Annotated in this window: 18 protein-coding genes and 2 pseudogenes; 6 read left to right on the top strand and 14 right to left on the bottom strand. The window is 56.0% G+C overall.

The genetic code is table 11. The annotated features are described in order from the left end of the window. Positions 1-46: 46 nt before the first annotated feature. Positions 47-958, bottom strand: a complete 912-nt coding sequence (locus ACSEXS_RS04220) for a phosphate ABC transporter substrate-binding protein (RefSeq protein WP_438431931.1) — start codon at positions 956-958, stop codon at positions 47-49. 214 nt (positions 959-1,172) lie between these two features. Here ACSEXS_RS04220 and ACSEXS_RS04215 point away from each other — a divergent pair, with 214 nt between their 5' ends. Genes ACSEXS_RS04215 through ACSEXS_RS04205 form a run of 3 tightly spaced genes read left to right on the top strand, consistent with a single transcriptional unit; the run spans position 1,173 to position 4,917 of the window. After that, positions 1,173-2,657 carry a spore germination protein gene (locus tag ACSEXS_RS04215; RefSeq protein ID WP_438431930.1) on the top strand — a complete coding sequence of 495 codons (1,485 nt, stop codon included), beginning with the start codon at positions 1,173-1,175 and terminating at the stop codon, positions 2,655-2,657. Beyond that, positions 2,654-3,757, top strand: a complete 1,104-nt coding sequence (locus tag ACSEXS_RS04210; RefSeq protein ID WP_438431929.1) for a GerAB/ArcD/ProY family transporter — start codon at positions 2,654-2,656, stop codon at positions 3,755-3,757. The genes ACSEXS_RS04215 and ACSEXS_RS04210 overlap by 4 nt, the downstream gene beginning before the upstream one ends. Next, complete coding sequence (locus ACSEXS_RS04205) at positions 3,754-4,917, top strand: Ger(x)C family spore germination protein (RefSeq protein WP_438431928.1); 1,164 nt, start codon at positions 3,754-3,756, stop codon at positions 4,915-4,917. Before ACSEXS_RS04210 ends, ACSEXS_RS04205 begins: the two co-directional genes overlap by 4 nt. A 17-nt stretch (positions 4,918-4,934) precedes the next feature. Here the strand turns inward: ACSEXS_RS04205 and ACSEXS_RS04200 are convergent, their stop codons facing one another. The 3 genes from ACSEXS_RS04200 to ACSEXS_RS04190 form a co-directional block, all read right to left on the bottom strand. Further along, entirely contained in the window at positions 4,935-6,665 is a 1,731-nt protein-coding gene (locus ACSEXS_RS04200; RefSeq protein ID WP_438431927.1) for an ABC transporter ATP-binding protein, read from the bottom strand. Positions 6,666-6,676: 11 nt separating this feature from the next. Continuing rightward, positions 6,677-7,747 carry an undecaprenyldiphospho-muramoylpentapeptide beta-N-acetylglucosaminyltransferase gene (murG, locus tag ACSEXS_RS04195; RefSeq protein WP_438433078.1) on the bottom strand — a complete coding sequence of 357 codons (1,071 nt, stop codon included), beginning with the start codon at positions 7,745-7,747 and terminating at the stop codon, positions 6,677-6,679. Between the two features lie 211 nt (positions 7,748-7,958). Continuing rightward, a complete protein-coding gene (locus ACSEXS_RS04190; protein ID WP_438431926.1) occupies positions 7,959-9,050 on the bottom strand; it encodes a Gfo/Idh/MocA family protein in 1,092 nt (363 codons plus the stop codon). A 142-nt stretch (positions 9,051-9,192) separates the two neighbouring features. Between ACSEXS_RS04190 and ACSEXS_RS04185 the strand changes: the two genes are divergently transcribed. Further along, positions 9,193-10,059 (top strand): helix-turn-helix domain-containing protein, encoded by an 867-nt coding sequence (locus tag ACSEXS_RS04185; protein WP_438431925.1) that lies wholly within the window; start codon positions 9,193-9,195, stop codon positions 10,057-10,059. A gap of 85 nt (positions 10,060-10,144) precedes the next feature. Here the strand turns inward: ACSEXS_RS04185 and ACSEXS_RS04180 are convergent, their stop codons facing one another. Further along, complete coding sequence (locus ACSEXS_RS04180; RefSeq protein WP_438431924.1) at positions 10,145-11,047, bottom strand: LysR family transcriptional regulator; 903 nt, start codon at positions 11,045-11,047, stop codon at positions 10,145-10,147. Positions 11,048-11,189: 142 nt separating this feature from the next. Here ACSEXS_RS04180 and ACSEXS_RS04175 point away from each other — a divergent pair, with 142 nt between their 5' ends. Further along, positions 11,190-12,425, top strand: coding sequence for an MFS transporter (locus ACSEXS_RS04175; RefSeq protein ID WP_438431923.1), 1,236 nt, complete (start codon positions 11,190-11,192; stop codon positions 12,423-12,425). A 358-nt stretch (positions 12,426-12,783) separates the two neighbouring features. Here ACSEXS_RS04175 and ACSEXS_RS04170 read toward each other — a convergent pair whose 3' ends face one another. Both ACSEXS_RS04170 and pnpS read right to left on the bottom strand, forming a co-directional pair. Further along, on the bottom strand, positions 12,784-13,494 hold the full coding sequence (locus ACSEXS_RS04170) for a response regulator transcription factor (RefSeq protein WP_438431922.1): 711 nt from the start codon (positions 13,492-13,494) through the stop codon (positions 12,784-12,786). Positions 13,495-13,570: 76 nt separating this feature from the next. After that, positions 13,571-15,367, bottom strand: coding sequence for a two-component system histidine kinase PnpS (pnpS, locus tag ACSEXS_RS04165; RefSeq protein WP_438431921.1), 1,797 nt, complete (start codon positions 15,365-15,367; stop codon positions 13,571-13,573). A gap of 205 nt (positions 15,368-15,572) precedes the next feature. Here pnpS and ACSEXS_RS04160 point away from each other — a divergent pair, with 205 nt between their 5' ends. Beyond that, on the top strand, positions 15,573-16,436 hold the full coding sequence (locus ACSEXS_RS04160) for a polysaccharide deacetylase family protein (protein WP_438431920.1): 864 nt from the start codon (positions 15,573-15,575) through the stop codon (positions 16,434-16,436). Between the two features lie 139 nt (positions 16,437-16,575). Here the strand turns inward: ACSEXS_RS04160 and ACSEXS_RS04155 are convergent, their stop codons facing one another. The 7 genes and pseudogenes from ACSEXS_RS04155 to ACSEXS_RS22655 form a co-directional block, all read right to left on the bottom strand. Beyond that, entirely contained in the window at positions 16,576-17,721 is a 1,146-nt protein-coding gene (locus ACSEXS_RS04155) for a hypothetical protein (RefSeq protein WP_438431919.1), read from the bottom strand. 180 nt (positions 17,722-17,901) lie between these two features. Continuing rightward, the gene (locus tag ACSEXS_RS04150; protein ID WP_438431918.1) at positions 17,902-18,870 is read right to left on the bottom strand and encodes a helix-turn-helix transcriptional regulator; all 969 of its coding nucleotides are present in this window, start codon (positions 18,868-18,870) and stop codon (positions 17,902-17,904) included. 79 nt (positions 18,871-18,949) lie between these two features. Then, the gene (locus ACSEXS_RS04145) at positions 18,950-19,696 is read right to left on the bottom strand and encodes an AAC(3) family N-acetyltransferase (RefSeq protein ID WP_438431917.1); all 747 of its coding nucleotides are present in this window, start codon (positions 19,694-19,696) and stop codon (positions 18,950-18,952) included. Positions 19,697-19,917: 221 nt separating this feature from the next. Then, positions 19,918-20,337, bottom strand: coding sequence for a VOC family protein (locus ACSEXS_RS04140; RefSeq protein ID WP_438431916.1), 420 nt, complete (start codon positions 20,335-20,337; stop codon positions 19,918-19,920). Between the two features lie 96 nt (positions 20,338-20,433). Continuing rightward, positions 20,434-21,102 (bottom strand): DUF4386 domain-containing protein, encoded by a 669-nt coding sequence (locus tag ACSEXS_RS04135; RefSeq protein WP_438431915.1) that lies wholly within the window; start codon positions 21,100-21,102, stop codon positions 20,434-20,436. Positions 21,103-21,188: 86 nt separating this feature from the next. Further along, positions 21,189-21,383 (bottom strand): annotated as a pseudogene (locus ACSEXS_RS04130) (response regulator transcription factor); the annotation flags it as partial. Between the two features lie 99 nt (positions 21,384-21,482). Further along, a pseudogene (locus ACSEXS_RS22655) lies at positions 21,483-22,706 on the bottom strand (winged helix-turn-helix domain-containing protein); the annotation flags it as partial. Positions 22,707-23,499: the final 793 nt, after the last annotated feature.

The raw sequence follows: 23,499 nt of genomic DNA, 5'->3' as shown, positions 1-23,499 counted from the left end.
AGAGGCTCTTCGAGCTGGAATCGGATGCGCCCTCCATCCGCTTTGTTTAGGGTTTAACCAAATCGGCCGGCAGGAAGCCGAGCTTTTCGGCGTCGGGGCTTTCGATGAATTCCTTGCTCGTGATGTAGTCCAGGAAGGCCTTGACCGCACCCTGCGGTTCGCCCTTCGTGTACATGTGCTCAATGCCGTAGAGGATATACTTGCCGCTGGCGATATTGTCCTTGTTGAACTCCGCACCGTCCAGCTTAAGGCCCTTGACGGCTTCCGTTACGTAAGGAGCATCCACGTAGCCGATGGCGCCTTGCCCCTGAGCGACCGCCTGGGCAACCGTCTTGCTGGATTCCTGGGTTACGCCGCCCGTTGCAAATTCGGCGCCGTCCAGGATGATCTTCTTGACGAGCTTGCGCGAGCCGGAGCTTTCCTGACGGTGAATCAGGTTGATCGGCTTATCTGCGCCGCCGACGTCCTTCCAGTTGGTGATTTTGCCGGTGAAAATGTCGGCCGCCTGCTGCTTGGTCAGACCGTCGATCGTCACGTCCTTGCTCACGATCAGAACGAAGGGAGCGAGAGCGACCACGTGATCGACGAGCGCGTCCTTATATTGGGCGTCGGCTTCGACGTCCGAGTTGCCGATGTCGGAAACGCCGCCGGCCACGTTCTTCACGCCGGTACCGGAGCCGCCGCCCGTAACCTTCACATCTACGCCGGAGTGTTCGGCCATGAATTTGTCACCGGCGAGCGCGACCAGAGGCTGAAGCGCGGTCGAACCGGATGCCGTTACATTGCCTTCTATCTTTTCGCCGCCGGAAGCGGGAGAATCGGAAGGCGACGAAGACGCCGTATCGCTTGCAGAGGGAGACGAGGATGCCGCGCTGCCGTTATCTTTGTTTCCGCAAGCTGCCAGCAACCCCACTACCAACACCAGTACCACCGAGAGACTCAACCATTTTTTCGACATGTGTCCATGTCCTCCTTCTCGCTATTCGATATCTCTTTCTATCTTGCCTACGAATCCATCATACCGGCGCTGTGTTAACGAGAAACCCTCTCCAGGTTAAGGGAATGTAAATTCTAAACCGGGTGAGCCGTGACATATTCATCCTCCGGGATGCGCACAATAGAGGCAATCATTCCCTGTCTCGACTTTTTCGCGCGCGAAGGAGGACTTTTAATTGGACAAGAGCGATTTGTCCGCCACGCTGGCGGTCAATGTCCAGCGGCTGAAGAACCTGTTCTCCGACAGCTCGGACATCGTCTTTCACCCGCTTACCATCGGAAGCTCCTTGCAAGCGGAACTGATCTATATCGAGAACATGTGCGACCTTCAGCGGGTCGAGCGCGGCATCCTGATTCCTCTTCAGGGCATCAGCCGGGAGGAAGCGCAGGCTGCGGATTTTCTGGTCACCAATCTCCCGGTCGGCAAAGTTACGCTCCTCCGAAGCGAGCAGGAAGTCGTTCAAATGATTCTCAGCGGAAACCCTGTGCTCCTCGTGGACGAGCGAACGGATGCCCTGTGTTTCGGCCTCGCGTCCTGGAATCAGCGGGCGATCGAGGAGCCGTCGGCCGAGAACGTCGTTCGGGGGCCCCATGAATCCTTTAACGAGACGATGGCGACCAACCTGGCCCTTCTCCGCCGGCGTCTGCGTTCCCCCGAGCTCAAGACCAAGACCGTCGAGACCGGGCTGGTCGCCAAAACGCCGCTGACGGTCGCCTATCTGCAGAACCTGGCCGCTCCCGAGCTGCTCGCCGAGGTGATGAAGCGGCTGGAAGCGGTTCGGTACGACCATATCCTGGAGAGCGGCACTCTCGAGGAGCTGATTCAAGACGACCCCTATTCGCCTTTTCCGCAATTGCTCGCCACGGAACGGCCGGACGTCGTCGCCTCCCATCTGCTCGAAGGAAGGGTGGCGATCTTCACGGAGGGGACTCCCTTCGTGCTGATCGCCCCCGGGAACTTCTTCAGCTTCCTGCAATCTCCGGAGGACTATGACAATGCCATCAAAGGCACCGCCTCCCGTCTGCTCCGCTATCTCTTCCTGATGGTCGCCCTCCTGCTCCCGGCGGCCTATGTGGCGATCGTCACGTTTCACCAGGAGATGATCCCCACCAGCCTGCTCCTCACCATCGCCAATACCCGCGAGCAGGTGCCGTTTCCCGTGCTGGTCGAGGCGCTCCTCATGGAGCTGATGTTCGAGGCGCTGCGCGAAGCCGGGCTGCGGCTGCCCAAGCAGATCGGCTCCGCCGTCAGCATTGTCGGCGCGCTGGTCATCGGCCAAGCGGCGATCTCCGCCGGCCTCGTCTCGCCGCCGATGGTCATGGTCGTAGCGATTACGGGGATCGCTTCCTTCATGGTGCCTCACTACGCTCTAAGCATTCCGCTTCGCATGCTGCGGTTTCCGATCATGCTGGTGTCCGGCATGCTGGGTCTGATCGGCTTTGTGCTCGGGTTTGTCACGGTTCTCATCCACATGGCGGGGCTGACGTCGTTCGGCGTTCCCTACTTCGGTCTCCAGCGGGCGGGAGAACTGCAGGATACCCTGTGGCGGGGAACGTCCCGCAAGCTGAGCAACCGGCCGTTTCTCAGCGCCCGCCCACAGAGAAAGCCCAGCTACAGCACCGGCAATGCGGCAAGCCCTAAGGAGGACGGCACCAAATGACCAAAAGCAAACTGTCCGTCTTTCAGCTGTCGCTCCTGATGTACAACACCATTATCACCACGGCGCTCCTGGTCGTTCCTGCCGATACGGCGAGAAGAGCCGGAACGGATATGTGGTTCTGCCCGTTGTGGTCGCTGCCCACGGGCATGCTGGCGTTCTATGTGGCCTACCGACTGCATGACTATTTCCCCGGGCTCACTCCGATTGAGTATTTCCCCAAGCTGCTCGGCAAGATTGCGGGCAAGGTCGCAGGGTTCATCTATGTGATCCTCCACATTTTCCTGGCGGCCCTGGTCGTGCGGGAATACGCGGAATTCATCATCGGCCCGTTCCTGGATCGGACGCCGATGATCGTCGTTATCGCCAGCGTCCTGGCCGTCAGCGGCTACGCCGTGTATAAGGGAATTCCCGTGCTCGCCCGGCTTTCCGTGTTCTTCGGCCTGCCGCTCGTTGCCTTGACCTTATTCACGATCGTGCTGCTGTACCCGGTCATGGAGACGAGAAACGCGCTGCCGATCATGGAATTCGGCCCGCTGGCTTCCCTGAGCGGGTCCTATGTGCCGCAGGGCTGGCTGGCGGAATTTTCCCTGGCGGCTTATCTGCTGCCCCACCTGCCCCAAAATTCCAAACCGCTGAAAGCTCTGTTCGGCTCCGTTGCGCTTGTGGTCGGTACGCTGATCGCAGTGAATGCCAGTTCGCTGTTTATCTTCGGAGTGCTGACCAAACACCTGAGCTTTCCTTTCTTGGTCGCCACCCGATTCATCAGTTACGCCAATTTCTTCGAACACGTCGAAGCAGCGGCCATGACGGTCTGGGTGGCGGCTCTCGTCATCAAGCTGTCCGTGTTCTATTTTCTATCGGTGAGCAATATCGCCAACTGGGTCAAATGGACCGATTACCGGCCGTTCGTCGCCCCGATCGGCGGAGTTATTCTTACCACAAGCGTCTTCCTCGCCCCCAATTTGGAGACGCTGTCCAAATTCTTAACCACCGTGGCTCCTGCGATATTTCTATTCTTTCTGCTGGTGGCCCCCCTCCTCTTCTGGCTGATTGCGGCGATTCGCCTGCCCCGGCCGCAAAAAAAAGGAGCGACGCCATGATAAGCTCTGGACGGCGACTGCTCTTGTGTCTGCTCTCCGCGACGCTGGCGGTCGGACTCGCCGGCTGCTGGAACCGGGACGAAGTCAATACGATCCTGATCGTGCTCGGAGGCGGCATCGATGCTTTGCCGGACGGCCGAATCGAAGTCACGGCCCAGTTCTTTAACTCCACCGGCAAATCCTCGGGAGGAGGCAACCCGAACAACCCGTCCGAAGCGACTCCCGGTCAGACGCTCGTGATGAGCGGCAGCGGAGATACCCTGTTTGAAGCCATTCAGAATTTGCAGCGCAAGCTGCCGCGAACGCTGTTTTGGGGACATAACAAAACCTTTATTTTCGGCGAAGCCGCGGCCAAACGGGGAATTCAAAATGAGATGGACTTTTTTCTGCGCTTCTCGGAAACCCGCGAGCGGACCCGGGTTCTCGTCTGCGAAGGCACGGCCAAGAAGCTTCTCGGCCTTCAGCCGTTGATCGAGATCAGCTCGTCCTTGGGCATCATGTATTTGGTAGAGAAGCAATACGGCATCGACCGCAACCTGAAGGATCTGGCCGAAGGCGTATTCGGCGAATCCCATGCCATCGCCCTACCTTATATCAAGGTAAGCGAGGACAATGCCAAGAAGAGCGGCCTCCCTACCATTCGCGGATGTGCGTTGCTCGAGGATGGAGTCATGAAGGGGTATTTGGATGTGGAGGAGACGCGGGGCATGCTCTGGGCGGAGAACCACAGCCGCTGGATTAACCTGACCGTGCCGCTCGACGGCGATCTGCAGGATGACTCGGTCGACCTGCATGTCTTTCGCAGCTCCGCCAGCTTCAAGCCCAAGATCGAGAAGGACAAATGGAGCCTTGAAATCTCGGTCGACGCCCAAGCCTACATCGTGCAAAATTCGTCCAATTTGCGCATGGCCGACCCCGGTGCCATTCAGACGATCGCGAAGAAGGGCGGCCAAATGATCGCCCAAGACCTGGAGAACACCATGTCCAATCTGCAAAAGAAATATCATGTTGACGCGCTCCAGATGGCTCAGATGTTCCATCGCAAGTATCCGAAGGAATGGGAAAAGGTCAAGAACCGCTGGGACGAGAAGTTCCCGGACATTCAAATCGAGGCAAAAGCAAAATGCCGGATTCAGCGATCCGGCATGTACAGCAAGTAGGTTGGGGCTCTTTGGCCTCAGGTTCCGAACTGCGCGGTATGCAGCCGGGAATAGATGCCTCCTGCGGCGACCAACTCGCGGTGGGGGCCTTCCTCGACGATGCCGTCTTCGGTGACGACCACGATCCGGTCGGCGTTCTTGATCGTGGCTAGCCGGTGGGCGATCACCAGCGTAGTCCGGCCGACGGACAGCTCGGCCAAGGATTGCTGTATGGCCGCCTCCGTCTCGGTATCGAGCGCGGAGGTCGCTTCATCGAGGATGAGAATCGGCGGGTTCTTCAGGAACATCCGGGCGATGGCGAGCCGCTGCTTCTGGCCGCCGGACAGCTTCACGCCGCGTTCTCCGATCACCGTATCCATCCCTTCGGGAAGCTGGGCGATCATCTCGTCGAGCTTCGCCCGCTTGGCCGCTTCCCGGATTTCCTGCTCCGACGCGTCGAGCTTGCCGTAGGCGATATTCTCACGGATCGTTCCGGAGAACAGGAACACGTCCTGCTGGACGATCCCGATCTGGCGGCGAAGCGAGGCGAGCGTATAGGAACGAATGTCGGTGCCGTCGATCGTGATGCCGCCTTCCGTGACGTCGTAGAAGCGCGGCAGCAGGCTGCACAGCGTGGTCTTTCCCGCGCCCGAGGGTCCGACGAAGGCTACCGTCTCCCCGGCATGGATCGTCAGGTTGATGTTGCGGAGCGTCTTCTTGTCCTCTTCGTAGCCGAAGGAGACCGAGCGATAACGGATCTCGCCCTTGAGGTCGGCCGCCTCGACGGCATCCGGCGAATCCTGCACGTCGGGATCGGTGTCCAGCACCTCGACATAGCGCTTGAAGCCGGCAATGCCCTTCGGGTAGCTCTCAATGACGTTGTTGATCTTCTCGATCGGCCGGAAGAACACGTTGGTCAGGAGCAGGAAGCCGACGAACTGGCCGTTGGTCAACTCACCCCTCAGCACGTACCAGGTGCCGGCGATCATGACGAACATCGAGACGATGCGCATCATCATGTAGGTGATCGACGAGCTCTTGGCCATGATCTTGTAAGCGAGCAGCTTGGTCAGCCGATACTGGCCGTTGTTCGCGGCAAACAGCTTCTTCTCATGCTCCTCGTTGGCAAAGGCCTGCACCACGCGGATGCCGCCGATGTTATCCTCCACCCGGGCGTTGAAATCCCCGACGCTTGCGAAGAGGCTGCGGTAGGTTCCGGTCATTTTGCGGCTGAAATGGTAGGCCACCCAGACCAGGATGGGAATGACCAGGAACGTCAGGACCGCCAGGGTAGGATGAATCGAGAACATCAGCACGAAGGAGCCGATCAAGGTCATCACGGCGATGAATATATCCTCCGGCCCATGGTGCGCCATCTCTCCGATATCGTTCAGGTCGTTGGTAATGCGGCCGATCAGATGCCCGGTCTTCGTGTTGTCGAAGAAGCGGAAGGACAGCTTCTGAATCTGGTCGAACAGCTTTTTGCGCATGTCCGTCTCGATGTTGACCCCGAGCATATGTCCCCAATAGGTAACGATGAACTGGAGCCCGGTATTGAGCAGATAGACGGCAAGCAAGCCGAGGCAGGCCATGAGGATGAGTCCCCAGTCCTTGCCGGGCAGCAGCTTGTCGACGAATGCATTGACGGCAATCGGGAAGGCCAGCTCCAAGAGTCCGGCCACGACCGCGCAGGAGAAATCCAAAGCAAACAGGCCCTTGTAAGGCCGGTAATACGAGAAAAACCGGCGAAGCACTTGCATCACGCTCATTTCACGAGTAGTTAGTTCTTGGCCGACGCTTCAATAATCCCTTTCAGCTTGGCGAGCGCTTCCTTGGCGTCGTACCGCTCCATCGCCGCCTGATAGGCTTTGCGGTCGGTCATCAGTTGCTTTAACTTAAGCTTAAGCGCCTCGGGAGTCAGCTCCTCTTCGGGTAAAACGGCGGCATAGCCCAGCTTTTCGAAGGAGCGGGCGTTTAAGATCTGATCTCCCCGGCTCGCTTCCTTGGACAGGGGAACCAGGAGCATCGGCATCCTCAGCGCAAGGAACTCGAAGATGGAATTGGAGCCCGCCCGGGAGATGACGCAATCCGTCATGGCGAGCAGGTCGGGAAGCTCCTCATTGACGTATTCGTACTGCACGTAGCCGTACCGATGCAGCGTATTGTCGATCTGTCCCTTGCCCGTCAGATGGACGATCTGGCAGAGAGCGAGCAGATCGGACAAGCCGGCGCGAACCGCCGTGTTGATCTTCTTTGCTCCCAGGCTGCCGCCCATGATCAGCAGCACGGGAGTGCCGGGCCGGAAGCCGGTCATACGAAAGCCGCGCTCCGCCCGCCCCTGGAACAGCTCCGGCCGGACGATGGCGCCGATCCACTCGCACTTGGCGGGCGGAATGTGTTCCTGCGTCTCCGGGAAGGTGACGCAGACCCGGCGGGCAAACGGAATCGAAATCCGATTGGCCAGCCCCGGCGTCATATCGGATTCATGAATGACGACCGGCACGCGGCAGAGCCAGCCGGCCAGGACCACCGGAACCGCCACGAACCCGCCCTTGGAGAAGATCACGGCGGGCTTGATCCTGCGGATGAGCCGGACGGCTTGGCCGACTCCCTTCAGCGTCCGGAACGGGTCTTTGAGGTTCTCGATGGACCGATACCGACGCAGCTTGCCCGTCGAGATCGGATGATAGCGAACGTCGGGAAGGCGCCCGATCAATTCCCGTTCGATTCCGCTCTCGGAACCGATATAATGCACGTCCCAGCCTTCCCGGAGGAATTCCGGAATCAGGGCGAGATTAACCGAAACATGGCCGGCGGAACCGCCGCCGGTGAAGACGATGCGGTGCTTCATCATTAGGTCCCTCATTTGCATACGGCATTTTGAACGATCGGCTTTTCCGCAAGCATGGAAAAGTCGCACTTCTGTGATTTTATCATAGATTGTCCGCATGCTGCTGACCGAATTGCAATCAATCGGAGAGATTTTGCCAAAAAAAAGACTGTCCGATCCCGCATCGGAGCGGATCGGACAGCCTCGGTCGGCTTTAATGCCGAACGGTTGTTTAGTTCTGGTTCAAGTAGACGGTCTTGCCCGTCTTGGCGGATTCGTAGATCGCTTCGAGAATTTCCGAGACGACCAGCGCTTGCTCCGGCAGAACGACGGGGTCCTTGTCCTCCAGGATGGCTTCGGTCCACAGCCGGGCTTCCTTCTCGGCATCGGTTTCCGCGCCGCCGCTGAAGAAGGCTACGCCGCCGGCCTGGGTGTCCACCTTGGTTTCCCAAAGGCGGCTGAATTCTTCGCCGTTCAGGCGCAGGCCGTCTTCCATGTCGGCTCCGCCTTCGGTGCCGCAAAGGGTCACGCGCGCTTCCTTCACGTCGAGGGTATTGAGCGCCCAGGCGGACTCCAGGTAGACGGTCGCCCCGTTCTCGAACTTGATCAGGCCGAAAGCCGAATCCTCCACCGTATACTCCTTCGGGTCCCAAGGGCCGAAGGCATTGGCGGCGTTCTCGCGGTCGGCCAGCTTGCGGAAGACCGAACCGGTGACCGACACCGGCTTGTAGTTGTTCATCATCCACAGCGTGAGATCGAGCGCGTGCGTCCCGATATCGATCAGCGGACCTCCGCCCTGTTTTTCTTCATCCAGGAAGACGCCCCAGGTCGGAACCGCGCGGCGGCGAATCGCATGGGCCTTGGCGAAGTAAACCTCGCCGAGCTTGCCGGAATCGGCAACCTGTTTCAGGTGCAGGCTGTCCGGACGCAGCCGGTTCTGGTAGCCGATCGTCAGCTTCTTGCCGGTGCGCTTGGCCGCTTCCAGCATGCGGCGGGCGTCCGCGGCGGTCTTGGCCATCGGCTTCTCGCACATGACGTGCTTGCCCGCTTCCAGGGAAGCGATGGTGATCGGAGCATGCGAGTCGTTCGGCGTGCAGACATGAATGACGTCAAGGCCGGCGTCCTTCAGCAGCTCCCGGTAATCTTCGTACACCTTGGCATCGGGGGTGCCGTATTGTTCCTTGGCTTTCTCGGCCCGCTCGACGACGATATCGCAAAAGGCCACCAACTCGACCGTATCCTTGAGCTTAGCGAGGCTCGGCAGATGCTTGCCGACCGCGATACCGCCGCAGCCGATGATTCCAACCTTCAATTTCTTCGACATGTAAAAATGTCCTCCTTTTCGGTAGAAAAACAACTTTCCCTGGACAGTCTTTCATACTACAATAAAGTATAGCAAGCGCTTTACCGAAGCGAAATGTTTATTCTGGTTGATCTTGTATGTATTTTTGGCATCGGGGGGCCTTATGGAAATCTTTAAAGAGAATATCCCGTACGAAGATCCGTTTCTCTGCATGAGAATCTTCGAAGCGGATCGCGGCGTCAGCTCTCTGGGCAATTGGCATTACCACAAGGAAATGGAAATTCTTGTCGTCCTGAACGGGGAGTTCGAGATTCACACCGAGGACGGCTATTACCACATGACCGACGGCGACGTGCTGGTCATCGGCTCCTCCCAGCTCCACCGCGACCGGATTCTGGCGGACAATGCCCGCTATTATGTTTTCCAGTTCGATATGCAATATTACATGGAACCGAGCATCCTGCCTTACCATCGTTTCTTCCTGGAGCAGGACTTTCCGTTCAGCCGGTTGAACTACATCTTCAAGGAGAGCCGGGAAGCCCGCGAGACCGTACACTACTGCGTGCAGGAGATCTACCGCGAGTCGCAGTCCAAGGACCCCGGCCACGAGATCGCCGTCAGCCTGCTCATCAAGAAGATCCTGCTGACCATTCTCCGCAACGACAGCCGGAAGCTCTTGGTGCATCCCGAGAGCAACGAGGTGCTGCGGCTGAAGCCGGTCTTGTCCTACATCGAGGAGCATATCGAGGACAAGATTCACGTGGAAGAGGCGAGCCGGATCGCCAACATCAGCTACTATTACTTCGTCAAGTATTTCAAGAAGGTGCTCGGCATGTCCTTCCTGGAGTATGTCAACTTCAAGAAGATCAAACGCGCCGAGCGCTATCTGCTGACCGAGGACAAGAGCATCGCGGAGGTAGGGGAGACCATCGGCATGCCGAATATGGCCCACTTCTACAAGCTGTTCAAAAAATACAACGGCTGCTCTCCGAACGAATACCGCAAGAAGATGCTGGAGTGGTCCAAATAATGGGAGCACTCCGCTATGCCCGCCCCGCAGGCCAATCGCCTGCGGGGCCTTTTTGCGCTGCCGCTGCCGCTTCCGTTTCCGGCCGCTACTGTCCGTCTGCGTTCCCGTGTCCGCCCCGGTACCGCTCGATCACGAACCGGCGAAATCGGACGGCGGCGGGACTGAGGTAACGGCCTTCCACCCAAGAGATTCCGATCAGCCGGCGGCAGACGGGCTCCCGCACCGAGAGAACGGCAACCTCCTCGCGGTTCAGGCTCTTCTGGTTGGGTACGATCGCTACGCCGAGTCCGGCCGCAACGAAGCCCTCGATGGTCGTCACCTCGTCGCCCTGGAAGGCGATGGTCGGCTCGAAGCCGGCCTTGCGGCACAGCTCGTCGGTGATGTGGCGCATGCCGAAGCCTTTCTTGAACGGGATGAACGGCTCGTCGCGAATCTCGTTCAATCGGATGCTCCCCGCCTCTGCCAGCCGGTGACGCTGTGGCACGATTACGCACAGTTCGTCGTGCCACAGCTCCTCCCAATGAAAGCGGAGAGCGGTGTCGCGCGGAGAAGCCATGCACAGGTCGATGTCCCCTTCCTCCAGTTGTTGAAGCAGCCGCGGCGTGCTGTGCTCGTGCAGCTGGAACTGGATGTGCGGATACCGCCTGTGGAAATCGGCGATCAGCGAAGGAATCTGCTCGTACCCTAGCGTATGCAGGAAGCCCAGGGAGACCTCGCCATGGTCCGGGTGAAGCAGGTCCGCAAGCTCCTTGCGCCCCTCCTGGTACTCCCGCAGGATGCGGTTCACCCGCTCGAGGAACAGCTTGCCGTAGCGGCTGAGCGCAATCGAGCGGCCGCTGCGCTCAAACAGCGGCACGCCCAGCTCCTTTTCCAACCGGGCGATCGAGCGGCTGAGCGCCGGCTGGGAGACGGACAAGGACTCGGCGGCCATTGTCATGTGCTGCAGACGGGCGACGGTCTGGAAATATTCAAGCTGCTGCCACTCCATGCCTTAGCCTCCATTCATTACATCAGCTATATGAAATCCATGTAAATAATGCATTGGACGATTCTATTCTACCGGTTCTATACTGGTACCTGTCAACCGGAATCATCCAGATCTTGCTTATTTTTTGAAGGAGTCTTGACGTATGGATTATGTGGAAATCGGCAGCCGGACCCACCGGCGGGCAGCGATCGGCATGCTGCTCGGCAGCATCGTCAGCTTTGCGATCATGTACAGCCCTCAGCCTCTCATCAGCTTGTTCTCGAAGGAATACGGAATCTCGCCCGGCACCGCCGGTCTCGCCGTCTCGGTGACGACGATGGCCCTCTCCGTAAGCTTGCTGTTCGTCTCTATCCTATCGGGCCGCTGGGGCCGCAAGCGGATCATGAGCGCATCGCTGCTGACGACCTCCCTCCTCGCCATCGCCTCCGCCTTCGTTCGCGATTTCGACTGGTTCCTCGTCATCCGCTTCCTGGAAGGGATCAGCGTGGCCGGGTTTCCCGCCGTGGCCATGGCTTACCTCAATGAAGAATTCTCGCCAAAGTCGATCGGCAAGATCATGGGCATCTATGTCGCCGGCACCTCGATCGGCGGCTTTGTCGGCCGGATTGTCATCGGCGCGCTCACCGACCTGTTCTCCTGGCCGATTGCGCTCATCCTGCTCGGCAGCCTCAGCCTGGCCTGCAGCTTATGGTTCTGGCGGTACCTGCCGGCCTCGCGCAACTTCGTCGCCAGGAAGACCTCCATGGCGGTCTGGTCGCGCGAAATGCTGGTCAATCTGAAGAACCGCGACCTGCTCCGGCTGTTTGCCATCGGCTTCCTGCTCATGGGCGTCTATATCTCGATTCTCAATTACATCGGCTATCCGCTCACCCGGGCTCCCTATAACCTCAGCCAGACGGTCTTCGGCTTCCTGTTCGCCGTCAACCTGTTCGGCACCTACAGCTCGCTTCTGTTCGGCCGGTTGGCCGACCGCTTCCCCCTGCCTTACGTGATCGCGCTGGCCTTGGCGGTCTTCACGGCCGGCGTGCTGCTGACGCTCGACCATCGGCTCGTGCTGAAGATCATCGGCGTCGCCCTCGTCGCCTTCGGCTTCTTCGCTTCCCATTCGGTCGCGAGCGGCTGGGTCGGCGTTCTGGCGAGGCGCGAGCACAAGGCGCAGGCCTCCTCCTGCTACCTGCTGTTCTATTACGCTGGCTCCAGCCTAATCGGCTGGTCCGGCGGCACGGTGCTGAGTCGCTTCGATTGGAACGGCCTAGTCCTCTACCTGTGCGCGCTGATCGCGCTCATCTTCCTGCTGGCCTTCCGCTCCGGCGGCAGCCGGGCGATCGCCGGCAAGCCGGTTCCCGGCGGTAAGGTTGCCCACGCCAAGACGCTGTAGCTGTAGCTGATTATGCAGAAGCTATGAAAAAGAGGTCGCTCCAGGCACAGATCATTCTTCCAATCGCTGTTGTCCTCGGATTTCTTTGATTTGAACCGCTTGCTGCGGTCGAAATCCGTGGACAAAGGCGACCGCTGGCGCTTCTCCAGAACGATTCCGCACCCTCCGCTTAACTTTCATAGACGTTTGCAACTTTGCCTGGCAAAGCTTCACGCGCTTTCCGCTTGTTTTTGCCAACAACAATCAACGCCGCCTCTTCAGGCGGCGTTTTCGTTGATCCTGCGGCTAGAAGCCGCTATTTTACTTCCCCGTATCTTCTGCTCTTCGGCATCGGTCTGCCTTCTCGAACGGCCCGGAATCATTTCCTTACCGTGCCGATCAGCTTGTAGCCGACGCCGCGGATGGAGTCGATCTGCACGGATTCCTGATTCATCTCCAGCTTCTTGCGCAGCGAGCTGACGTGAACATCCACGGTCCGCTGCCCGCCGATGTAATCGAAGCCCCAGACGACGTTCATCAGGTCGTCGCGCGTCACCACAACCCCCGGTCTTTGCACCAGGTAGAGCAGAACCTCGAACTCCTTCGGCCGAAGCGGGATCGACTCGCCGTTCAGATGCACCTCGTATTTTTCCGGGTAGATCTTGAGATCGCCGACCTGAATGACCTTCTCATCCTTCCCGCCGGATGCCGGAGCGTCCTCGGGATGAACCCGGCGAAGCACCGCCGCGACCCGCGCCAGCAGCTCGGCAACCCCGAACGGCTTGGTGATGTAATCGTCGGCGCCGTAGCGGAGCCCCTGGACAACTTCCTCTTCCGCGTTGCGGGCGGTGAGGATGATGACAGGGGTCGCGCTCCCCTGCCGCCGGAGCTGGCTCAGTACCTCGAAGCCGTTCAGGCCCGGCAGCATGATATCGAGAATGATCAGATCGAACGGATGCCGGAGGGCGAGCTGGAGTCCCTCTCCCCCATGATCCACCGCCTGAACCTGATAGCCCTCCTGCCCCAGATTGTACGTGAGCAAGCGCGACAATGTCGGCTCATCCTCCACGACCAAGATTTCATGCGCCATGTCCGATCCCCCGATCGACTGCAAAATGTCTCTTCCTTACTATTGTAGCACAGCCGGTTTACGAGCGTCCGTCCGCTCATTGATGCAGCACCGGCAGCTCGATGATGAACGACGAGCCGGCTCCCACCGTGCTCTCCACACGGATCGTGCCGCGGTGAAGCTCGACGAGGTGCTTGACGATGGATAACCCGAGGCCGGTTCCGCCCGAGCTGCGCGAGCGGGCCTTATCCACCCGGTAGAATCTCTCGAAGATGCGCGGCACATCCTTCTTGGGAATGCCGATTCCCGTATCCGACACGATGATCCGCACCCGGTCGTCCTGATCGTCCCGCTCGCCGGGAACATGCTCGGCGCGAACCTGCACCTCGCCGCCTTCCGGCGTATAGCTGATCCCGTTGGAGAGCAGATTCAGCAGAATCTGCCGCAGCCGGTCCTCGTCCGCCTCCAGATAGAGCGGAGCGGTCGGCTTGAACAGAAGGCGGATGTTCTTCTTGTCCGCCTCGGTCTGCACCATGCGCAACGAGGTGGCCAAGAAGTCGCTCAGGTCGATCGGCGAGAAGGTGAGCGGCACCCGCCGCGACTCGATCTTGGACAGCTCGAGGATGTCGCCGATCAGCCGGTTCAGGCGATCGCTCTCGTCGTAGATGATTTTGACGAACGCGGTCGCCGTATCCGGGTCCGCCATTGCTCCGTTCAGGAGCGTCTCGGCAAAGCCCTTGACGGCGGCGATCGGCGTCTTCAGCTCATGCGAGACGTTCGCGACGAACTCGCTGCGCATCTTCTCCAGGCGGCGAACCGCCGTGATGTCGTTCAGCACGATCAAGACGGCCGCCATGTTGCCTTGTCCGTCGAGCACCGGCGTCGTGCTGACCTCCACGATCCGCTCTTCAGGGAAATAAAACACCATCTCGTCCCGCAGCGTATCGCCGGTCTCCAGGCAGGTCTGAACCAGTTGGGAAAATTCATACTGCTGGTTGGCGGCCGAGTAAGCGTGGTTGAGCAGCTCTTCCGCCGAGAAGCCGAGGAATTCCTCGGCTTTGCGATTGAGCAGCATGACCCGCTCCTCCCGGTCCACCATGAGAATGCCGCTCTGCATGCTGTCCATGACGCTCTGCAGGCGACTCTCGTTCTCCATGATGCGCCCGAGTTGGGTTTCCAGCCCTTCCGCCATCGTGTTGATGGCATGACCCAACTGGCCGATCTCGTCGCGGCTGCGAATGTTCACGCGCGACCGGTAGTCCAGGTTGGTGATCTGCTGAGCGACCCGCGTGATCTTCTCCAGCGGCCGAGTCATGCTGCGGGCGATCCGGTAGCTGAGGATGCCTGCCAGCACGAAGAGCGCGGCGAGGCCGGCGAGCAGGAATAGCCAGAACCGGCGCAGGGAATCCTCGACGGCATGCAGGCTCATGGCGAGCCGAATGTATCCGACCGTCTCGCCGGAGGAATCGGCTACCGCTTCGGCCGCATACATCATATTCTCGTTCAGCGTGGCGCTGTGCCGAACGGCATAGCCCGTCCGGCCGACGCCGGCCTCGCGGATTTCCTCGCGGTCCAGGTGATTGCCCATGCCCTGGATATCATGGTCCGAATCGCCCAGCACCTTGCCGTCGGACCGGATATAGGTCACCCGCGAGCCCGCCGATTCCCGCAGCTCACGGATAAGCGCCGTATAGTAAGCCTCCGTCTCCGGCTCGCTGCCGGTCTTCGCCCAGTCCGAGGTGGCAAGCAGCACGCGAATCTCCCGGTCCATATTGGTTTCGAGCGAGGACATGTAGCTGTTGCGCAAGAGCTGCGCAGAGAACAGCCCCGCCGCCAGCACGGAAAGGCCGATTAACAACAGGAACACCAAGGTCAGTCTCGTTCGGTACCGCATGGGACGCCACCTTTGTCGTATCGATCGCATTGCTGTCTATCAGTATACCGGACGGGGGTTCGCCGGATGTTAAGGGATTGTAAACGCAGCGTAAAAAAGCGAAGGCTTCGCCGATTTGTTTCAATCCGCCCGTTCTTTTATAATGGCAGAGGATATACGGGCGCTTCGGCCCCGCTTGCCAGATCGAGACAAGGAGTCCTGCCCCATGAAACGCATGACCACGGTTCTCTTGACCGCTTTGCTTCTATTAACTGCGCTAAGCTCCCATCCGGGCCTGATCCGCGCCAACGACGCTTACCGGGATCAAGTCGCGGTGCTGATGTATCATCATATTGCCGACGACAACACCAGCTCCTCCACCATTACCACCGCGCTGTTCCGGGAACAGCTCGCCTATTTGCAGGAGCGGGGCTATCGCTTCATCTCGCTCGCCGAGTTCAAGGCGTTCCTCTCCGGAGCCTCCGTTCCCGGCAAAGCCGTGTTCGTAACCTTCGACGACGGGTACGACAGCTATTACCGGTTGGGCGTCCCGATCATGAAAGAGCTCGGCGTGCCCTCCATCAACTTTATCATTACTTCGCATCTGCGGCAAAAGCAGACCTCCGGCATTCCGACGCTGACGAAAGCGGCCATTCAGAAGATGCTGGCCGAGACGCCGCTCGCCCTCGTCGGCAGCCACAGCGACAACCTGCACAACGAAGCGAACAACGGCAAGGGCAAGCCCCTGCTCGTTGCCCGCTTGGCGAAGGACGGCCGCACGGAAACCGACGCGGAATACGAAGCGCGCATTCGAAATGACCTGAATGCCTCGCACAGCCTGCTATCCGAGCTGTCGCCGAACAGCGCCGATGCGATCGCTTACCCTTACGGGGTCTATGACCGGGAAGCGCTGCGGCTGGTCCGCGAAAGCGGCTTCCGCTATGGCTTCACGATTGCGCCCGGCATGACGACCCGCTCGAGCGACCCGCTCAAGCTGCCCCGCATCAACGCCGGCAATCCCGAGGTCTCCCCGGCCGAACTGGACAAGATGATCCAGAGCCGGGTGCGGTTCGTTGGGCCGCTTCGCTGAAGCAAACGGCAAGTCTTTTATAAAGAAAGTCCACCCTGCAAAAAAGGATGGACTTTATGCATTTTTCTCTCGGTCTATCCCATTGAACAGTTCTCCGTTATGGAAATTTATTCTTTAGGAAACGATTCCACGCTCTGCTTCAGTCGGGTAGGAATTGTTGAGTGGATAGCAATCCCTGCCATAGCTGGCCGTTTGACAGATAGTATTCCCTTTCCACGGAACCGTCTGTACGAGTGTACCGGATTACAAAGACCTGCCCGGCTTCGATCCGCATCGGATAGTTGTTGTAGGGAAGGGAATTGTCCGCCAGCGGCAGGTCCTTGGCAGCATCATAGGCGTCTTCTAATCGCCAAAACTCCCGATAGGCGTAATCCTTGAAACCCTTCAAATCCTGCTTTCCAAAATACGACGCTGCATACTTCTTGCCCTGTAAGGTGATGGAATCCACTCGGGATGGCTCAGTAGCTTTAGCCATCCAGCTCAGGTCCTCCGAATAAAGGCTGTCGCCATAATGCTCCTTTAATTGGTTGGCCATACAAGGGATGGATTGGGTCTGATAGTCCATTGCATGAAGCCCGGTATGGGCGGAGCCGTAAATGCCCATGACGTTCTCGCTGCCCAGCTTTTCAAATTCTCGGATAAAGTTCTCGGCCATCTTGTTTTCTCGGTACACGTCGTCATTTTGGCTGTGATAAAAACGGCCCTGCTCGATCGCTTCTATGGTTAAAACATACTCTTCCGACCCTTTCCGATCATTTGCCTCCAGATAAGCCAAGAAGCGGCTCCCGGTCTTATTATATTGATGCCCGACATCGGTGCCGTGGAAAATCGTCTCCGGACACTCGCTTTTGATTTTTTTGTAAAATGCCTTGCTATACGGATTCTGACCCGCGGTTCCTTCCCAGTCTTTATAAATCTCCTCCAGAATATCGTCATTGTCCGACCGCATCCAGACATTCAAATATTCGGCGGTAAAATAGGACAACTCGACAAACAGGTGTCTCATGCCCTTGTTATGGTAGTAGTCCGACCACAATTCAAATTCCTTGTCGATGATCTTGGCCTCTCCGTGTTCTTCACCGTACAGATAAATGCTGCGAGGTGTATGCATCCCCCCTGGTCTCTCCTTGGATGGCAGCCCAGATTTGCTTGCTGCCTTGTCTTCGGAGGAAGATCTGCAGGCTGCAAGGCTGCCGGCCATAAGGGCAACGATCAGGACAAGCAGCAAGGGGTGAACAAACAGGATTTTCGCTTTGTCCGAACAAGCAAGCTTGTTGTCATTCATAAGCAAGGATCAACCTTTCAAGGTTATCGATCATTCCAGAATTAGGTATTCTCCAACGGATGAACCATTCCCTGCAAGGCCATGGATGTTGTGGTACGATTCACGGCACTGACGATAACGGCAAGTTTAAAGGCCACCTCCATTAGGCGGCCTTTTCGGTGTCAGGATGTTTATTACCGATTACAACTTCCGCACGGGCCTGATATACTTCAAAAACCGCTCCGGATCGTGATAAACATAAATCATTCTCCCAGGGGACGTATCCAAGCAGTATCCTGTGTCTGCAAAATCAAACGATGCCATTGCTCTTTCCATCTTTTCCTCAACCAACCCATTTTCCTGCTCATAATGGAATGACCCATGTTCAAAAACAACATACTCGGCCTCGGGAACAGCCATCATCAGCATTTGTGGCGGTACTTCGCCTTTATAATCATAAGGAAGACGTACCCCATAACACTCTGTGCGAGGAATCCCCCAATCACAGAGTCTGCCAACCGGGTTAATCAGGTAAGCCATAATCTGACCGCTGCCGCCGTTGGCTTCACTCCCGCCGTCATCATCCAATTTGCCCTTGATACTGTCGAGTAAGCCGCAGATGGTTTCGCAGTCCTGTCCCGGAATAACGCTTTGCTTTTGCCAGAAATCCCAATACCCATTGCTCTCCTCATTTTTGATGTATAGAAATTTGTGTGCAGGAATGGTTACGTAATAAATGTTCACCTGATCTGCCGATTTGATCATACCCATCTCTCCAATTCCAAAAAAGTAGCGGTCGAACGAGTTGATTTTTGTACGAAGGGTAACAGGCATAGGTTTTTTTCGGTATTCACTTGGAGCTACACCATAGGTTCCCTTAAAGGCCCTGGTAAAAGCTTCATGTGATGAAAACCCATAATCAAAAGCGATATCCAAAAGGCTTCTTTCACTATCCCGAACTTCTTTTAGGGCAAAGGCCAATTTTCTATGCCTCAGATAATCCCGAAAAGGCATACCCGATATTTCCTTGAATTTTCTCGTCGTATGAAATTCGGAATAACCTAACCTGCGAGAAAGAAACCTTAGCGTTATGGCTTCGCTGTTACGTTTCTTAATACACTCGTCAATTTCATTCACGATGATTTGAATTTGCTTGTGCCACTCGTACATTCAACTGTTCACCTCGTTTCAACCGCTCTATCGTCATTGTAGAGGAATAGAAAATGGCTTTGCTTGATTCTATTTGCACTCATTGGCTCAATCCATACAATCTAAGCGGATCCGTCTGTAAGGCATAACGATATAACCCAATAACCTCATTAACTTTAAACAGCATGCATCTACAGTCTCCAATCCTTCCTTCTTTGATTACACCTTCTTCGTATGCTTTGTTTTGAATCGTGTACCAAGCCTTAATGGGCGGCTCTCCACATTCAATAAACCATTCATCTTCCGGATATAAAATTCTCGCTTCATTTGACGGCTTAAACATACGGGTTATCTCCTCAGGAAGATCCACTTCTGCGTAGTGCATGGTAGATAAGCTATAGATATCAACGCCTAAAAGTAATGCCCAACCGTTTATATTCATTAGGTGCTGAAAACCAAGAGAATGTTTATTGGCGTCCTTTCCCCAAGCGGAAACTCGAAAAGTACCCTGCCCTGTAATTACACCCTGCGTATGACGAAATGTATCCGATACGATCCCCATTCCGCTTCGTTCTTCTGCACCCTGCAAAATCTTGATTTTACAGGTTAGCCCCAACTCCCTATCGATGTCGTTAAGTGGCATTCTGGCAGAAAATTTGAAGGAAGGCATGACAATCGCTCCGTCACTCCCCACGACCTGCATCAATGCTTTTATCAGCGTCTCTGCTCCACCATCCACATACCCAAAGCTGTGCAGTGAACTATGAACTTCGACCTCCATACCCTCGTTAACACCTAACTCGCGAAGTCCTTTTTCAATATCAAACCTCGAGACGATAGATGACATAATATACCTCCATTTCGTTTTACCGGCAAACCCATCATAAATAAAATCCGCCCCAAAATATAGACTTATCCTCAACAAAATGTTATGATGTTAGATAGATTGTGTTCAAAAATAGTCATACAAAAAGCCCTTGGATTTTACTCCAAAGGCTTATTTTTATGGGAATCTTGGATCTGATTCCGTCTGATGAAACTTCTCATTCTCTGTCGGCATCGAATTTATTAGGCCTTCTCCGCCGTAATGGGATTAACTGCAAAGAGGGAATGAATGTTGCCTTCCGGATCTGCAAAGAAGCCCGTCGTGTGCCCCCAGGACATCACCTTCGGCTCTGCTATCCCTGTGGCCCCTTTAGAAACATAATCATTATACAACGCGCAGACATCCTCAGGAGAATCACATTCGAAGTTCAGCTCAAAGGCTTGCCCTTTACGCTCTTCTCTATAAGAAGGGTGACCGTTGGTGTTATCTGCCATTAAGGGTGCAGAGAAAATGGCAAGACGAACACCATTATTCTCAAATTCTGTGTAATGTTCTTCTTCAAGAATAACCTTAAATCCCAGGATATCCCGATAAAAGCCAGTCAATTTAGGAACATCAAGCGCCAAAACGGTGATTCCTTCTAATTTTACTCTCATGCCCATACCTCCACCTCCAACATAAATTCAGTAAAATTATATAATCATCGGATGTCATATGCCTTAGCACATAATAAATTCCTGATCGGCGAGATATGAGGTTTAGGCGGAAGCTTGCGGATGCCGATTAAATCCCTTCACCATGAGCCAAATCGGCAAAACCACTTCGAATATCGCTCCAGGGATGTAAAGGATCGCTCCGAGATCCAGGCCGGCTATGGACAGAGAACTGCTTGCTAACAGGCCCGTATACCCAATCAAGCCGATCATGGACAACCATCGTGGAACCAGTCTCGATCGATAGAGGATAGAACAAAATAACAAGCTGCCTAAACTCAGCACAAGCATGGCCATATCGAATAGCAAATAATGGGCTTCTACCGTTAAATTCCCTAACATTTGCAGGTATGAATCACCGGAACCGGGTGCTCCTGCGGATATAGACGGCTTACTTAACGCGAGAAGGATAAGCGGACAGATTAAGCTTAACAGTAACAATGCCGACTCCATGACCCGAGAAGCGAAGTACCCAAACGCAAACGCCTCATGATATTTCTTTAACGTTGGCTGCAGCAACATGGCAATCCCCGCAACAGCTATGGCGTTAATTAGCTCCAAGAACCATCCTGCAAACACGCTCATTCGATCGGAATCCACACGGACTAGCAAGTCCGTTCGATGCAAAATAGGATCCAAGATCCCGCTTCCCACCAAGAATGCTCCCGTCGACAATAAAAATAATGCCCCCACCACGCTCTCCATTTTCCTCATGCCTGATCTCCTCTCCTAGCTAATTAACGGTAGTATAGCTTGAAGAGGATCGGGCCAGTAGACACTTTAGTGTGGTTTTGGAGTGTTCATATCAAATGGAGTTCACGGGCGCGAGCGATCGCTTCCGTGCGTCGTTGAACGTGAAGCTTCTCAAAAATCCTTCGATTGTGGCCTTTCACCGTATCCAATGCCAAGAAGAGCTTCTCGGCGATTTCCCGATTGGAGAGTCCCTGGGCGATGAGCTTCAGCACTTCGATTTCCCGTTGGCTAAGCGGCTCGATCCGGTTGCCTTTTATTCCGAGTTCGAGGACGCGGCGCACGCGCTCCAGACCCATTTGAGCTTCTTGGATTGCCGGGTGCGGCAGACCGGCAGCAAGCCTTAGAGCTTCCCGGTAACGCTCTGCCGCCAGATCGGGACGCCCTTCCGCTTCCCTAATCTGCGCGATTCCGATGATGGCCGTTACCGACATCAGCCGATGATCGAGCATTCGGCAATTGGCTATGACCTCGTTATAAGCTTCGCAAGCCTCGGCATAATCTCCCCGCCGCTGACAGGCGACACCCAACATCCAAGCGGATGCCGTCCGGGCGGGTAGGTTATCCGGTCTTAAATAGGCAAGCGCACGACGGGATTGGACGATAACTTGGAGTATTCCGTCTGTTTCCCTTTTCCCCTCATTCCAGGGAGGCGTAATTAATCCTACAAGTCCATCGGTTTTATCATCGAGTCCCGAGACTTGCATTGCCGCTTCGGCCGCATGTAGATCAGGCTCCGCACCATGGTGATTATCAGCTAACCTCAATGAGGCCAATGTCGCGCGGGTAGCCGCAATCCATCCGATCAGTTCCTTGACGCCGGCGTCTTGCTCCATGCCTTCCAATGCAGCTTCTGCCGCCCGGAGCCTGTGTTCGACCCCCGTCGGTTTACCGGCAATCAATAGAGCAGAACCATAATAGACCCATAACTCCGGTCTTTCATCCAGTTCCTTGGAAGTCAACGAATCCAGCCAATCGAGTGCCATTCTTACAGCCCCGCGCAGATGCAGCGGCATCCCGCCGCCTTGAAGCAGGCGCGAGCTTCGCGTGATGTCCCGAGCTTCTACGGCATGATGAAACGCCTCGATTTCGAAGCCATTGTCTTCATACCACATGCTCGCTCGTTGGTGCAATTTGAAGATATCGCTGTCGTCCGTACTTTCCAGCAGCCGTCTACGGAGGATATCCGCGAACAAATGGTGATAGCGATACCAACGTCGTTCTTGATCCAGAGGAATAACAAACAAGTTCTTACGATCAAGCTCGATTAACCTATCCTTACCGGAAATCTCAGGAAGGGGCACCATGGCATCACATAACGATCCGCACATTCGGTCGAGGATAGAGGTTCGTAGTAAAAAATCCTGTACAGCTGAAGGCTGCCGTTGCAGAACCTCTTCTGCCAGATAATCCAACACGAAATGGTGATTGCCCGTGAAAGACTGAAGGAGCCGATCGGCATCGTGGTCTTCCTGTATAGAAATCGCAGCCAAGCGCAGGCCCGCAGCCCATCCCTCGGTGCGTGATTGTAACTCGGTTATATGATCCGCGGAGAGATTAAGTTCCATGACCTGGTTAAAGAGGACCTTAGCTTCGGAAAGAGTAAATCTCATATCGGCTGCGCGCAGTTCGGTTAATTGATCCCGAGCCCGCAATCGCGGCAGAGATAGGGCGGGGTTCTCGCGGGTCGTTAGGACAAGGTGCATCTGTGTAGGAAGGTGGTCCAGCAAGAAGCAGACAGCTTCGTCAACCTCTCTCGAACTGGCCGCATGATAATCATCAAGGACAAGGATGAACGGAGACGGAATGGTCGATAGTTCATTAAGAAGAGCCGTCAGGAGGGATACGGTTGGTGTCGGTTGAGGGGAGCGGAGAACAGAGAGCACGCCTTCTCCTATATTCTCTGATAGGGTCTGAAGAGCGGAAATCATATACGTCAAAAAGCGTGTAAGTTCGGTATCTCCTTGATCAAGCGAAAGCCATGCGACCGGTCGTTTGCAACCGGCTAGCCATTCGCAGACCAACGTCGTTTTGCCATAGCCCGCCGGTGCAGAGATTAGGGTCAACTTGCGGTGCAGACCCTTGCTTAGTCGTTCGGTTAACCGTTGGCGTATAACCGCCCTTGACCGGAGCGCAGGCATATGTAATTTGGTAGTATTTATTTGGGTTGACATATGACTATTATACCAACACCCATTATCCATCATCAATGAGGTTGTTGGGGCGTCTTATGGTACGGCTCATCTTAATGGAACATTCCAATGAAGTGTCCGGATGGGCAAACACCCGTCCGATTAGCTGTAACGACAAGATTAAGGGCCACCCTCGCAGGATGGCCCTTTCTTGCACGAATAAACCGGA

Source organism: Gorillibacterium terrae (assembly GCF_051594785.1).
In the GTDB taxonomy this organism is placed as follows: Bacteria; Bacillota; Bacilli; order Paenibacillales; family NBRC-103111; genus Gorillibacterium.
The sequence above is the reverse complement of the archived record's forward strand: the minus strand, read 5'-3'. Positions and strand labels throughout refer to the sequence as shown.